The sequence below is a fragment of the Kitasatospora sp. NPDC101108 genome, from assembly GCF_055584725.1.
In genome coordinates, this window is record NZ_JBVJLM010000003.1 from 326,533 (window position 1) to 339,097 (window position 12,565).

Here is a 12,565-nt window from a genome sequence, read left to right on the forward strand (position 1 = left end):
CTCCGGCCGTCCCGTCACTCGGCCGGCGCGCGGTTCGTGCCGCGCGCCGGCCTCTCGCTCGGCTGAGGCTCAGGCTCAGCCGAGGCGCGCGACCAGGCTCCGGTACTCGTCCCACAGCTCCTTCGGGGTGTGCTCGCCGAACAGCTCCAGGTGGGCCGGCACCAGCGCGGCCTCCTGGCGCCAGATGTCGGCGTCCACGGTGAAGAGCAGGGCGAGGTCCTCCTCGGACAGCTTCAGGTCACCGAGGTCGAAGCCCTCGACCTTCGGCAGCACGCCGATCGGGGTCTCGACGCCCTCGGCGGTGCCCTCCAGGCGCTCGACGATCCACTTGAGCACGCGGCTGTTCTCGCCGTAGCCGGGCCAGACGAACTTGCCCTCGGCGTTCTTGCGGAACCAGTTGACGTAGTAGATCTTCGGCAGCTTGGCGGCGTCCGCCTCGGCGCCGATCTTCAGCCAGTGGGCGAAGTAGTCGCCCATGTTGTAGCCGCAGAACGGCAGCATCGCGAACGGGTCGCGGCGCAGCTCGCCGACGGTGCCCTCGGCGGCGGCGGTCTTCTCGGAGGCGATGTTGGCACCCAGGAAGACGCCGTGCTGCCAGTCGAAGGACTCGGTCACCAGCGGGACGGCGGTGGCGCGGCGGCCGCCGAACAGGATCGCCGAGATCGGCACGCCCGCCGGGTCCTCCCACTCCGGGGCGATGGTCGGGCACTGCGCGGCCGGGACGGCGAAGCGGGCGTTCGGGTGGGCGGCCGGGGTGCCGGACTCGGGGGTCCAGTCGTTGCCGCGCCAGTCGGTGAGGTGCGCCGGGGGCTCCTCGGTGAGGCCCTCCCACCACACGTCGCCGTCGTCGGTGAGGGCGACGTTGGTGAAGACGGTGTTGCCCCAGAGGGTGTCGATGGCGTTGGCGTTGGTGTCCACGCCGGTGCCGGGGGCGACGCCGAAGAAGCCGGCCTCGGGGTTGATGGCGTACAGGCGGCCGTCCTCGCCGAAGCGCATCCAGGCGATGTCGTCGCCGATGGTCTCGACCTTCCAGCCCGGGATGGTCGGCTGGAGCATGGCCAGGTTGGTCTTGCCGCAGGCCGACGGGAAGGCGGCCGCGACGTACTTGACCTCGCCGGACGGCGGGGTGAGCTTCAGGATCAGCATGTGCTCGGCCAGCCAGCCCTCGTCGCGGGCCATGGTCGAGGCGATGCGCAGCGCGTAGCACTTCTTGCCGAGCAGGGCGTTGCCGCCGTAGCCGGAGCCGAAGGACCAGATCTCCTTGGTCTCCGGGAAGTGCGAGATGTACTTGGTGCTGTTGCACGGCCACGGCACGTCCGCCTGGCCCTCGGCCAGCGGGGCGCCGACGGTGTGCACGGCCTTGACGAACTCCCCGTCCTCGCCGAGCTGGTCGAGCACGGCCCGACCCATGCGGGTCATCACGCGCATCGACACGGCGACGTAGGCGGAGTCGGTGATCTCGACGCCGTACGCGGCCAGCGGGGAGCCGACCGGGCCCATCGAGAAGGGCACGACGTACATGGTGCGGCCCTTCATCGCGCCGCGGAACAGGCCCTGCTCGCCCTGGAAGAGCTCCCGCATCTCGGCGGGGGCCTTCCAGTTGTTGGTCGGGCCGGCGTCCTTCTCCTGCTCGGAACAGATGAACGTGCGGTCCTCGACGCGCGCCACGTCCGAAGGGTCCGAGGCGGCGTAGTAGGAGTTGGGGCGCTTTTCCTCGTTCAGCTTCTTGAAGGTGCCCTGAGCCACCAGCAGGTCCGCGAGGCGCTGGTACTCCTCGTCGGAACCGTCGCACCACTCGATGCGGTCCGGCTGGGTGAGCTCGGCGATCTCGCTCACCCAAGCGAGCAGCTGCTTGTGGCGGGTGGGCGCGGATGCGCTGAGAGCAGAGATCTCGTACGACACGATCGCTCCGTTTCACGCCGTCTCGTCGAGGAGACGGCGTTGCGGGGGTCTGAGGGTGCTTGCAGCGTAGCTCCGGGTCCGGGGCCGGAACGCGGCGCCTAGGCGAAATTGACGCATCTTTTACTACGGAAAGTACGATTACTAGCCAGTAACGGGGCGCCCACGTCCGGGCCGGAGTGCGCGGCGCCACACTTCAAATGCTCCAAAACGTCCAAGAGTGACGATCGCCACTTCCATACGCGTCAGTAACCTACGGTTCCGTAGGTAGCCGGTAGCATGCTGCCCATGACTGCTGCTGCGCTCGCGGAGAGCATTGGGGAGGACCCGGTCCAGGACCGGGAGGGCAAGCCGAAGTGGCGCGGCTGGCTGCACGCCGGGATGTTCCCCGCCACCGTCGCCGCCGGGATCGTGCTGATCTGCCTGGCCGACTCCACGCCGGCCAAGGTCGCCTGCGCGATCTACTCGGTCAGCGCCTGGCTGCTGTTCGGGGTCAGCGCCGTGTACCACCGCTTCGACTGGGGCCCGCGCGGGGACGCCGTGCTGCGGCGGCTGGACCACGCCAACATCTTCCTGATCATCGCGGGCACCTACACGCCGTTCACGATCCTGCTGCTCAAGGGCGCCGACCAGCAGCTGCTGCTCTGGGTCGCCTGGGGCGGGGCACTCGCCGGAATAGCGTTCCGGGTGTTCTGGGTCGGCGCGCCGCGCTGGCTGTACACGCCCGTGTACATCGCGCTGGGCTGGGCCGCCGCGTTCTTCCTGCCGGACTTCCTGCGCACCGGCGGGGTCGCCGTGCTGGTGCTGATGATCGTCGGCGGGGTGCTCTACAGCATCGGCGGCGTGGTGTACGGGCTCAAGCGGCCCAACCCCTCACCGCGCTGGTTCGGCTTCCACGAGGTGTTCCACGCCTTCACCCTCGGCGCCTTCATCGTCCAGTACGTCGGCGTCTCACTGGTGGCGTACAGCGCGGCCGGCTGAACCCGGCGCACCCCGACGGGCGGTCGACCGGTCCACGGACCGGGCGGCCGCCCGTTCGGCCGTCCAGGGCCGCTCGTACGGGGCCCGGCCCTGCGGGCGGCGGGGGTACGACGGGAGGTCGGCGATGCCGGGCTCCGGCCGGGAGGAGGGCGCGGCATCGGCGACCCCTGCCGCGCCCGCGCCTCCTGCCGCCTCCGCGCCCGTCGGCTCCGGTGGAGTCGGCAGCCCCGGCAGCTCCGCGGCGGTCCCCGGCTGCACGGCGCGCGCCTGGCGGGCGTCCAGCGCCTCCCGGGCCCGGCGGCAGCGCTCGCAGTGGGTGGCGTCCGGGATGCCGCGCCGCGGCCGGTGCCCGGCCGGGAACGCCTGCCGGTGCATCGCGCGCCACCGGCGGCCGACGTACACCATGACCAGCAGCGTCTCGATCCCGGCGACCACCAGGACCAGCGGGGCGCCGTTGATCAGATAGGCCGCGACCACGGCCAGCGCGGAACCCACCACCACGGCCGCGCCCCACACCTGGGCACTCGTCTGCCTGTCGTCACTGTCGGCCACTTCGGCTCCCCTTTCCCGGCGCCGGGCTCGTGGTCGGCTCCTGCCGCCCCACCCCTTCTCCGCTCTCGGCACGCGTCCGGCCAGCACTGACCGATTGCCACATGGTATCTACCGACAGTCACCCGGCACCGCCCCGAGGCGGCGAACGGCAGATCAACGTTGCGTCAATTCCTCGTGCGGAAGCAGCACTTCCAGGACACATCACGGAGAGTCATCGCATCGTAACACTTCCCCACCGTTGACGGCCACCATCTTTTGAGAGTTACTGTCATTTGACAGAGACTTTCGAATTTGGGCCCTGGAGGCCACCATGTCCGCCGCTCCGCCCACGCCCACCGCTCCCGCGGTCGCCGACGCGCCCGCCGACCCGCGCCGTCGGCTCGCCCTGGTCGCCGTCGCCCTGAGCGTCCTGGTGATCAGCTTCGACATGACGATCCTCAACGTCGCCCTGCCCACCCTGGCCGCACAGCTGCAGGCCACCACCGGGCAGCAGCAGTGGATCGTCGACGCCTACACGCTGGTCTTCGCCGCCGTCATGCTCCCGGCCGGCCTGCTCGGCGACCGCTACGGCCGCCGCCGCACCCTCACCGCGGGCCTCGCCCTGTTCGGACTCGCCTCCGGCGTCGGGATGCTCACCGACTCCCCCGGCACCCTGGTCGCCGCCCGCGCCGCGATGGGCCTGGCCGGGGCGCTCGTCATGCCGATGTCGCTCGCGGTGATCCCCGCGATCTTCCCGGCCGAGGAACGGCGCCGGGCCACCGCGATCCTCACCGCCGCCATCGCCGGCGGCGCCCCGCTCGGACCCCTGATCGGCGGCCTGCTGCTCCAGCACTTCTGGTGGGGCTCGGTCTTCGCCGTCAACGTCCCGCTGACCGTGATCGGCGTCGTCGCCTGCGTCCTGCTGCTGCCCGAGAGCCGCAACCCCGCCGCGCCCCGGATGGACCTGCCCGGCACGGCGCTCGCCGCCACCGGGCTCGGCGCGCTCACCTACGGCATCATCGAGGGCGCCGACCGCGGCTGGACCGATCCACTGGTGCTCGCCACCCTGATCGGCTCGGTCCTCCTGCTCACCGCACTGGTGCTGCGCAGCCGCCGCCAACGCGACCCGATGCTCGACCTCACCCTGCTCGCCGATCCGACCTTCCGCTGGTCCTCGGTCGCCGCCACGCTGATCTCGCTCGTCCTGTTCGGCGCCTTCTTCGTCCTGCCGCTCTACTTCCAGAGCGTGCTCGGCACCGACGCCCTCGGCTCCGGGCTGCGGCTGATGCCGATGATGCTCGGGTTGATGGCCGCCGCCAGGTTCACCGAGCCGCTGGTGACCCGGATCGGCGCCCGCGCGGTGATCACCCTCGGCCTGGCCCTGCTCGGCGCCGCGCTGCTGTTCGGCAGCCGTACCGACGGCTCCGACGGGTACGGGCGGGCCGCGATCTGGCTCACCGTCCTCGGCGTGGGCATGGGCCTGTCGCTGATCACCGCCCAGTCCTCCGCCCTGATCACCCTGCCGCCCGCCCGGGCCGGCGTCGGCTCAGGACTGCTCCAGACTCTGCGGCAGGTCGGCGGCGCCATCGGGATCGCCGCCTTCGGCAGCCTGCTCGCCGGGGCCTACCGGGGCGCGCTCGACACCGGCGGCCTGCCGGCCGAGGCGGCCCACCGGGCCGGGAAGTCGGTGGTCGCCGCCGACGCCGTCGCCCGGGAGGCCGGACGGCCGGCGCTCGGCGCCGCGGCGCACACGGCGTACGTGCACGGCATGACGGTGGTACTGCTGGTCGCCGGGCTGGTCGCGGTCGGCTCGGCGGTGCTGGTCGCCGCCCGGATGCCCGCAGCCGAGCCCGCAGGCGGCGAGGCGGCGGAGACCGGACCGGCCGCCCGGCCCACCGTCGCCGGAGATCGCCGATAATCGGGGACATGAGGATCGGGGACACGAAGACCGAGCAGCCGACCGCGGCCCTCCCGGACGCTCCGACCAACCCGGTCCAGGCGCTGCTGGAGGCGCCGCTGTCGCTGCGCGAGCGCAAGAAGCTCAAGACCCGGCAGACCGTGCGCCGCGAGGCGTACCGGCTGTTCGTCGAACAGGGCTACGAGAACACCACGGTGGAGCAGATCGCGGCCGCCGCCGAGATCTCCCCCTCCACCTTCTTCCGGTACTTCGCCACCAAGGAGGACCTCGTCCTCACCGACGAGTACGACCCGGCGATGATCGCCTCCCTGATGGCCCGCCCGGCCGAGGAACCGTTCCTGCGGTCCTGCCGGGAGGCTCTCATCGGCCTGATCCGCACCCTGCTCCAGCACGAACGCCAGGAACTGCTGACCCGGATGCGGCTGGTCACCCGGGTCCCGGCGCTGCGCGCCGGGCTGTTCCGGACCGGCAACAGCCCGCACGAGCTCTACCTCGACGTCCTCACCCGGCGGTCCGGCCTCGACGAGCCCACGTACGACATGCGGGTCACCGCCGCCGCCATCGGCGCCGCCACCACCGAGGCCGTGCTCCAGTGGGCCGCGGGCGACGGCCGGGAGGACATCGCCGACCTGGTCGACCGCACCTTCGCGCTGCTGGAGAGCGGGTTCGCGGGGGTGTGAGCGGGTTCGCCGGGGTGTGATCCGCCCCGGCGGGACGGCGGTTCGGGGCCCGGCTCGGTGAGCCGGGCCCCGACGGGGGTCCGCCCGGTCAGCGGGTCGCCCGCCTCCGCCGCAGCGCAGCGCCCGCACCCACGCCCGCGGCCGCCAGCGCGGTGGCGCCCAGCGCCGCGGCCGCCGTCACGGCCGGGATCGCCGGGTCGTCGGCCGCCGCCTGCGGTGCGGCTTCGGGTGCGGCGTCCGGCTGGTAGCCGCCGCCCTTGCCCTCCCGGTCGTACGCCGAGCCGGGCAGCTTGTCCCCGTACCGCTGGTGCACCAGGTTCTGGTACGCGGCCAGCGACATCCCGCCCGTGCCCACCGAGCGCCGGGCCTCGTCGTCCAGCGGCAGCACCCGGCCGTCGCGCAGCACGTACCAGGCGTTGACCTGCGGTTCCCGGAAGGCCGTACCGCCGCCGCCGTCCGCCGCCTTCGCCGCGTAGTCGCTCTCGTCGCCGCCGGAGGCGATGTTGACGACCCGCCAGGCGTCCCCCTGGCGGACCGTCCAGACGGAGGCGGTCCGCCCGTCCGCCGCGACCACCTTGCTCGCCGTGAACTCGGCCTTCGCCACCGGGGCGCCCGGGGCGCCGGACACGAAACCGGCGTCCAGGGTGTAGACCGGCACGGTGTCCCCGGCCAGGCGGGGCGCCGCGTCCTGCGCCGCCTTCGCCTCCTCGGCGGCGCCGATGGTCAGCTGCTGGGTCGGCGGCACGCCCTTGCGGGCGAAGAAGTGGCCCACCCTGTCGAGCACCGTGGGGTCCTGGACGGCGCTGTGGGCCCGGGCCAGGTCGGCGGCCGGCACCGGTGCCGGGGCGCCCTGGGGGGCGGCACCCCGGGCCGCGGAGTCGGCGTGCGCCGCGGGGTCGGCGTGCGCCGCGGGGTCGGCGTGCGCGGCCTGGGCGGTCACCAGCGCGAGGCCGGCGGCGAGCAGGGCGGCGGTGACGGCGGCCCGACGGGTCTTGCTGAGCTCGGTCATGGTCGTCCTCACGCGCCGATCCGGTACAGGGAGTGGGTCCACGAGAACGTGTCGTTGTTCACGTAGTACCAGTAGTCCGCCCAGTTGTAGCGGTAGTTGGACGGCCACGGGTCGCCCCAGTAGACCCAGTTGTTGCCGGTGTCGTAGCCGTACAGGACGTGCATGTGCCCGCCGCCCGAGCTCCACTGGATGCGCGTCTCGACCGGCCGGTTGGCGTCCACCTCGGACTGCACGGTGCTGTAGCGCAGGTACCCGGTGACGTAGGAGCCCGGGTTGATGCCGACCCAGTCCAGCGCGTTCTGCACGTCCGCCAGTGACGCCTGGCTGTTGGGGCAGCTGGAGTCGATCGAGCGGCCGAACGCGGCGTTGCAGAACTGGTTCTGGCTGTAGTTGTAGCCGAACCAGGTGGCGATGGTGTTGCCGCTCGCCGCCCAGCACCAGTTGGTCTGCTGTTGCTGCTGCATGGTGATGTTGAGCTTCTTGTACGTGCCGGCGAGGTCGGCCGTACTGCCGGGCGCCGCCACCGGGCGGACCTGGTGCGCGGCCCGGTCCTGGGCGGTGGCGGGGGCGGGGGCGGTGGCGGGGGCGGCGGCCGCGGGGGTGGTCGCCGCAGCGGTGAGCGCCGGACCCAGCACACCCAGGGCGAGCACGGCGACCGCACGGCGCAGCCGTATCCGTGGAACTGGCATGGGGGGATGCCTCCTTGCACATGGAGCGAGGTGCTGTGTGGGGGGTGCGGTCCGGATCGCGCCCCGAGCATCGCGCCGTTGTCGGTGGCTGGTCAACGGCCCCGGACGAGGCCCGATCACGGTGTGAACGGAGCGGCCCGGATGTGAACGGCATCCGGGAAACCGCAGCGCGAGACGCCCGGACCGGTGACAAACCGCCGCGCGGATGTGAATATTCACGGTCAAAACCAGGTCCGCACTCGCTCGGTACCAGCCAGGAGGCCGCCATCCAACGAAGCGAACCAGCCGACCTCGCCGCCGCCCTGCGCACCGGCCCCTTCCACCTCGCCCTGCGCACCGCCATCACCGCCCGCGGCCTCGCCCTGCACCGCATCCGCCGCCACCTCGCGCTGCGCGGCGTCAACGTCGGTCTCACCAGCCTCAGTTACTGGCAACAGGGCCGACGCCGCCCCGAACGCCCCGAGTCACTGCGCGCCGTCGCCGCCCTCGAAGACGTCCTCGACCTGCCCGAACACTCCCTCACCCGGCTCCTCGGCCCCCGCCGCGCCACCACCCCCGTCGGACCGCCCGTACGCCCGTACCGCGACCTGATCTGCCCGGCCACCGCCGTCGACCACCTGCTGACCAGTCTGGCCAGCCCCCGCGACACCGGCCTGCACACCATCACCCACATCGAACGCGTCCGGATCGGCCCCGACCGCCAGGTCGCCCGCCGCGACTCCCAGCACGCCCTGCGCGCCCACCGCGACGGCATCGACCGCTACCTCGCCCTCTACCAGGGCGACCCGGGCAGCGACATCGCCCAGGTCGGCGTCCGTGCCGAGGAGAACTGCCGCCCCGGCCGCATCCGCCGCGACCGCACCCACCACCTCCTCGCCGCCGAACTCCTCCTCGACCGCCGCCTCCGCGCCGGCGACACCCACCTCCTCGGCTACGGCTTCGACGACGCCCCCTCCCCCGCCCCCAGCTGCGAGTACGTCCGCGGCTTCAACTCCGGCGCCGGCCAGTACGTCCTCCAGATCACCTTCCACCCCGCCGCCCTCCCCGTCCGCTGCCACCGCTTCGCCCTCCGCTCGCCCGGCGAAGCCGCCTACGAGACGGAGGAGTTGACCCTCGACGGCCACCACTGCGTCCACCTGGTGGCAACGGCGTTACGGCCGTGCATCCTGGGGATCCGGTGGGACTGGGAGTGAGGGGCGCTGTCAGTGCGACCAGTACGGGTCGTCGAGGTCGGGGGCGGGCTCGTGCCCGGTCAGCCGCTCGCCGACCGGAGGGGCGCCGTAATCGCCCTCGGGCTGGTAGCGCACCGTGAACGCCTCCGCGCTCATGAGCACCTGCACGGCCGAGTCGGTCGTGGAACCGACCACCGACAGCGTGAACAGGGTGTCTCCGCGTCCGGAACAGTTCAGGTCCGTGTAGTGCTTCCCCCCGGTCTCCGCGGTGACCTCGGGCCGGCACTCTCCGCCCCAGACCTGCTTCATCCGCTCCAGCAGCACGGGCACCTTCGCTGGAGCCACCTTCGTCCGGACGGAGACCGAGGCCGTGACGCTGGACCGCAGGCTCGGCTCGCCGTCGGCGTGCTCCGGAGCGCGCTCGACGACGTAGACCCCGCCGAAGTAGCTCAACGACGGGCTGACCGCGCCCGTCGCGGTCCGCAGGGTTTCGTCGAGCCGTCCCTTGGCCTCACTCGCGCTCCGAACGGAATGCCGGTCCATCAGTGCCATCGGGCCGTACCCGTTGTGGAACAGGACCGCTCCCGCGGCCAGCAGGACCACCGCTCCCACGGAACAGCCCCAACCCCGTCGCGGCCGCTTCACCCGCGCTGACCCTGCAGCTTGACGCCCCCGCTGCCGGTGACGATGGCCGCGATGTTGTCCAGCGACGGACCACCACGCCCGTTCAGGTACTTGGTGTGCGCGTCGACGGGGTTGCCACGGCTCCAGTCGTCGACGGTGAAGCGGTTCGCTCCGAAGTGCTTGCTCGACGGGTCCCGGCCGTACCAGCGCTCGTCCGGGTCGAGGCTGAACTTCGACGGGGCGTGCGTCACGACGTCGTTGTCGGCGGCACCGACCCAGACGTGACCGGCGGGCATCCTGAGGTCGGAGGCCTTGTCCACGCCGACGCCCGGACTGCCGATGAAGACGACGTCGTCCGGGGGCACGTAGGGCGACCCCGGCTGGGTGGCGAGCTTGGTGGCCTGGCCGACCAGGTACGAACCGTAGCTGTGCCCGACCGAGGTGACGTGCGGCGGCTGAGTGCCCTCGTGGCTCGCCCGTACCCCGCTCATGAACCTGGCGTACGCCGGGGCGCCGTCCTTGCCCGCCTTCGTCGACGCGGCCCCGAGGTCCGCCCCCGGCGCGTCGTACCCCACCCAGACGATGGAGGCGACCGAGTGGCCGGCCGGAACCTTGCCGCTGGCGGCTCGGTAGAGGTTCAGCGCGTTCTCCCCCTCGTTGGTGCCGTCGTTCTCCCCCGGCCCGAGGCTGGCCGTCGTGGTGGTGATCCCCGGCACGTAGGCGGAGATGTCGGTCGCGGTGTCCGGGTTCCCGAACGAGAGGACCGCCCGGCCCTGGCCCTCGTCGCCGAGGCCCAACAGGAAGATCGGCGGCTCGCCCTCGTGGCCGGCGAGGCGGGCGTCGATCGGCCCGTAGAGGGCGAGGTTCGCCCTGTCGCTGGAGTCCAGCGGCTGGCCCAGCTTCAGCTTGCCCCTGATGGGCTTCATCAGGTCCTCCAGGTGCTTGCGGTTCACCTGGTCCCGGACCTCCGCGGGGATGCCGTCGAGGTTGCCGATCGCCTCCGGGTGGTGGCTGACGTACCACTGCTGGCCCTGCGGGCCGAGCCCCTTCCACCAGGAGTTGACCTCGGTGGGGGGCGCGTCCTTGAGGGGCATGCTCCACCGCCACGCCGGGTTGGACGCATCGCCGAACTGGTCCATGTACGCGTCGGCACCGGCCGTCTTCTCGTCCAGACCCGACTTGTCCTTGGCGTGCCCCGCGAACTTGTTGAGCGTGTCGGTCAGGGCTCCGTCGGCCTCGGCCGCGTCGGACAGCGCCTTGGCGATCTGCTTGCCGATCTCGTCGGCAGCCGTCTTCTGCTTGGTCTCCCAGTCCGGGGCCTGGTACGGGTTGGTCGACGCGGGCCAGCTCACGGCGCCGGTGTCGCTGACCGTGAAGCCCTTCGCCTGGGCCTCGGACAGCGCGTTGGTGAGCCTGCCCTGGGCCAGCGTCATGGCGTCGGCGCAGGCGCGCATCTCCTTGCCGATGAGGCCGAGCTCCGTCGTCGCCGCCCTCATCTTGCCGGTCAGCCCGTCCAGCACCGGGAGCGCGGCATCGGCCGTGGGCCCGGTCCACTGGGAACCATGGACCCGGTCCGCGGTCCCGCTCTTCCAGTCCGCGGCATGCTGCGACATCGCCTCGGCCAGCGTGTCGTACGCCCCTGCCGCCGTGTAGAGGTCCGCCAACTTCGCGTTGCGCAGGCTTGCGACATCCATCTCCGAGCCCCCTGTGTCCTGTGTCCCCCACGACACTCACAGCTACCATAGCGTCCGCAGCCGACACGGAGGTCAGGGGGAACCGATGGGTCAGGATCCGGGATTCACTGTCAAGCCAGGCGAGTTGACCGCTGCCGGGAACAACGCGCTGACCGTCGCCGGGAAGGTCCCCGACGAGACCGCGAAGCTGGCGGAGCCCAGCAGCACGGCCGCCGCGGGCCTCGCCGGGTGGCAGAGCGGGGCGGCGCTGACGGGGTGCAGCAGTGCGTGGAAGACCCTGCTCGACGGGCTCTCCACCGACATGAAGACGGCCGGGGGCCACCTGATCACCTGTGCGCAGGGCTACCGGAACGCCGACCACCTGCCGCCGCCCGGCGCGCCGCCGGTCTCCGACCCCTTCGAGACGAAGGTGGTCGGCGTGACCGGCGGCCATCTGACCAAGGACGCTTAGGGACCGCCGGACAGGCTCTAACTTCCCTGCCCCGCCTGGAAGTCCAGCACCAGGCAGTCCTCCACCGGCCGGTAGCCGATCTGCTGGTAGATGGAGTTGCTGGTCGGGTTGGCGAGGTCGGTGTAGAGCAGCACCTCCTGCGCGCCCAGCCCGAGGACGTGGGCGGAGGCGGCGGCGGTCACGGCGCTGGCGTAGCCGCGGCCGCGGAGGGCGGCGGGGGTGTAGACGGGGCCGATGCGGGACATCCCGGCGAGCACCGGGCTGCTGCCGGCCAGGGCGACGGGGGTGCCCGCGTCCTCCCAGAGGTGGAGGCCGCCGGACGCGATCCTGTCGTCCACCGTCCGTGTCACGTCGTGGGACTGGATCCCGACTTCGAGCAGGAACTCCTGCCACCAGCGGATCGCCGGCTCCCGGTCGGCCGGACCGGCGAGCCGGTGGCGGCCGGCCGGCGGGCGTGGCGGTTCGGTCAACTCGCCGAGCCGGTAGAGCCGTTCCTCGACGCGGACGGACTGACCGGCGCCGGTGGCGGCCGTCCAGGCCTCGGCGAAGGCCCGGACCTGTTCCGCTCCCCCGCCGACCCCGGTGACCTCGGTGAACCCGGCCCCGGCTGCGGCCAGCCGGAGCGCCAGTTCGGCGGCCGCGGCCTGCGGCATGGCGGAGAGCCTGGGGGCGAACGGCGGCGTCCGGAGGAAGGCGCCGCCGACCGGGCCGTCCGGCTCGGCCTGCCACCAGCCGAAGACCGGCGGCCGTTCCCCGAACGCGTCGAGCCCGGCCTCGGCGAGCCGGTGGGCGATGGTGATCAGGACGGTGTTCTCGGCCGGGCGGGCGGCCAGGAAGGCGTCCGCCCGGCTGCGGAAGTCGTCGAGCGAGGTGCTGAGGGTCCAGGTCATGGCCCATCCTCGACCCGCTCGACGGCC

The 12,565-nt window shown here is 72.4% G+C and carries 12 protein-coding genes; 5 read left to right on the plus strand and 7 right to left on the minus strand.

Features of this window, described 5'->3' with window-relative positions:
- Nucleotides 1-75 precede the first annotated feature (75 nt).
- Nucleotides 76-1,902, minus strand: coding sequence for a phosphoenolpyruvate carboxykinase (GTP) (locus ACZ6Z8_RS09760; RefSeq protein WP_465607934.1), 1,827 nt, complete (start codon nucleotides 1,900-1,902; stop codon nucleotides 76-78).
- A 285-nt stretch (nucleotides 1,903-2,187) separates the two neighbouring features.
- Here ACZ6Z8_RS09760 and trhA point away from each other — a divergent pair, with 285 nt between their 5' ends.
- A complete protein-coding gene (gene trhA, locus ACZ6Z8_RS09765) occupies nucleotides 2,188-2,880 on the plus strand; it encodes a PAQR family membrane homeostasis protein TrhA (protein ID WP_465607936.1) in 693 nt (230 codons plus the stop codon).
- On the opposite strand, the gene ACZ6Z8_RS09770 is transcribed toward trhA, so the two are convergent.
- On the minus strand, nucleotides 2,851-3,432 hold the full coding sequence (locus ACZ6Z8_RS09770) for a hypothetical protein (RefSeq protein WP_465607938.1): 582 nt from the start codon (nucleotides 3,430-3,432) through the stop codon (nucleotides 2,851-2,853). The two genes, trhA and ACZ6Z8_RS09770, sit on opposite strands and share 30 nt — an antisense overlap.
- 310 nt (nucleotides 3,433-3,742) lie before the next feature.
- Here ACZ6Z8_RS09770 and ACZ6Z8_RS09775 point away from each other — a divergent pair, with 310 nt between their 5' ends.
- Both ACZ6Z8_RS09775 and ACZ6Z8_RS09780 read left to right on the plus strand, forming a co-directional pair.
- On the plus strand, nucleotides 3,743-5,329 hold the full coding sequence (locus ACZ6Z8_RS09775) for an MFS transporter (RefSeq protein WP_465607940.1): 1,587 nt from the start codon (nucleotides 3,743-3,745) through the stop codon (nucleotides 5,327-5,329).
- Between the two features lie 8 nt (nucleotides 5,330-5,337).
- On the plus strand, nucleotides 5,338-6,009 hold the full coding sequence (locus tag ACZ6Z8_RS09780) for an acyl-CoA-like ligand-binding transcription factor (RefSeq protein WP_465607942.1): 672 nt from the start codon (nucleotides 5,338-5,340) through the stop codon (nucleotides 6,007-6,009).
- Between the two features lie 88 nt (nucleotides 6,010-6,097).
- On the opposite strand, the gene ACZ6Z8_RS09785 is transcribed toward ACZ6Z8_RS09780, so the two are convergent.
- A complete protein-coding gene (locus ACZ6Z8_RS09785) occupies nucleotides 6,098-7,018 on the minus strand; it encodes a hypothetical protein (RefSeq protein ID WP_465607943.1) in 921 nt (306 codons plus the stop codon).
- An 8-nt stretch (nucleotides 7,019-7,026) separates the two neighbouring features.
- Nucleotides 7,027-7,707 (minus strand): papain-like cysteine protease family protein, encoded by a 681-nt coding sequence (locus tag ACZ6Z8_RS09790; protein WP_465607945.1) that lies wholly within the window; start codon nucleotides 7,705-7,707, stop codon nucleotides 7,027-7,029.
- Nucleotides 7,708-7,973: 266 nt separating this feature from the next.
- Between ACZ6Z8_RS09790 and ACZ6Z8_RS09795 the strand changes: the two genes are divergently transcribed.
- On the plus strand, nucleotides 7,974-8,900 hold the full coding sequence (locus ACZ6Z8_RS09795) for a hypothetical protein (protein WP_465608432.1): 927 nt from the start codon (nucleotides 7,974-7,976) through the stop codon (nucleotides 8,898-8,900).
- Nucleotides 8,901-8,909: 9 nt separating this feature from the next.
- On the opposite strand, the gene ACZ6Z8_RS09800 is transcribed toward ACZ6Z8_RS09795, so the two are convergent.
- Together ACZ6Z8_RS09800 and ACZ6Z8_RS09805 are read right to left on the minus strand one after the other, a co-directional pair.
- A complete protein-coding gene (locus ACZ6Z8_RS09800; RefSeq protein ID WP_465607947.1) occupies nucleotides 8,910-9,491 on the minus strand; it encodes a hypothetical protein in 582 nt (193 codons plus the stop codon).
- 29 nt (nucleotides 9,492-9,520) lie between these two features.
- Complete coding sequence (locus tag ACZ6Z8_RS09805) at nucleotides 9,521-11,197, minus strand: alpha/beta hydrolase (RefSeq protein ID WP_465607949.1); 1,677 nt, start codon at nucleotides 11,195-11,197, stop codon at nucleotides 9,521-9,523.
- Nucleotides 11,198-11,321: 124 nt separating this feature from the next.
- On the opposite strand from ACZ6Z8_RS09805, the gene ACZ6Z8_RS09810 reads away from it, so the two are divergent.
- On the plus strand, nucleotides 11,322-11,648 hold the full coding sequence (locus ACZ6Z8_RS09810) for a hypothetical protein (RefSeq protein WP_465607951.1): 327 nt from the start codon (nucleotides 11,322-11,324) through the stop codon (nucleotides 11,646-11,648).
- A 17-nt stretch (nucleotides 11,649-11,665) separates the two neighbouring features.
- Here the strand turns inward: ACZ6Z8_RS09810 and ACZ6Z8_RS09815 are convergent, their stop codons facing one another.
- Complete coding sequence (locus ACZ6Z8_RS09815; RefSeq protein ID WP_465607953.1) at nucleotides 11,666-12,538, minus strand: GNAT family N-acetyltransferase; 873 nt, start codon at nucleotides 12,536-12,538, stop codon at nucleotides 11,666-11,668.
- Nucleotides 12,539-12,565: the final 27 nt, after the last annotated feature.

Bases quoted from the DNA above. Each gene is read 5' to 3' on its own strand.
- ACZ6Z8_RS09790 (WP_465607945.1), bottom strand. From the start codon at position 7,707: ATGCCAGTTCCACGGATACGGCTGCGCCGTGCGGTCGCCGTGCTCGCC.
- ACZ6Z8_RS09785 (WP_465607943.1), bottom strand. From the start codon at position 7,018: ATGACCGAGCTCAGCAAGACCCGTCGGGCCGCCGTCACCGCCGCCCTG.
- ACZ6Z8_RS09815 (WP_465607953.1), bottom strand. From the start codon at position 12,538: ATGACCTGGACCCTCAGCACCTCGCTCGACGACTTCCGCAGCCGGGCG.
- trhA (WP_465607936.1), top strand. From the start codon at position 2,188: ATGACTGCTGCTGCGCTCGCGGAGAGCATTGGGGAGGACCCGGTCCAG.
- ACZ6Z8_RS09780 (WP_465607942.1), top strand. From the start codon at position 5,338: ATGAGGATCGGGGACACGAAGACCGAGCAGCCGACCGCGGCCCTCCCG.
- ACZ6Z8_RS09805 (WP_465607949.1), bottom strand. From the start codon at position 11,197: ATGGATGTCGCAAGCCTGCGCAACGCGAAGTTGGCGGACCTCTACACG.
- ACZ6Z8_RS09775 (WP_465607940.1), top strand. From the start codon at position 3,743: ATGTCCGCCGCTCCGCCCACGCCCACCGCTCCCGCGGTCGCCGACGCG.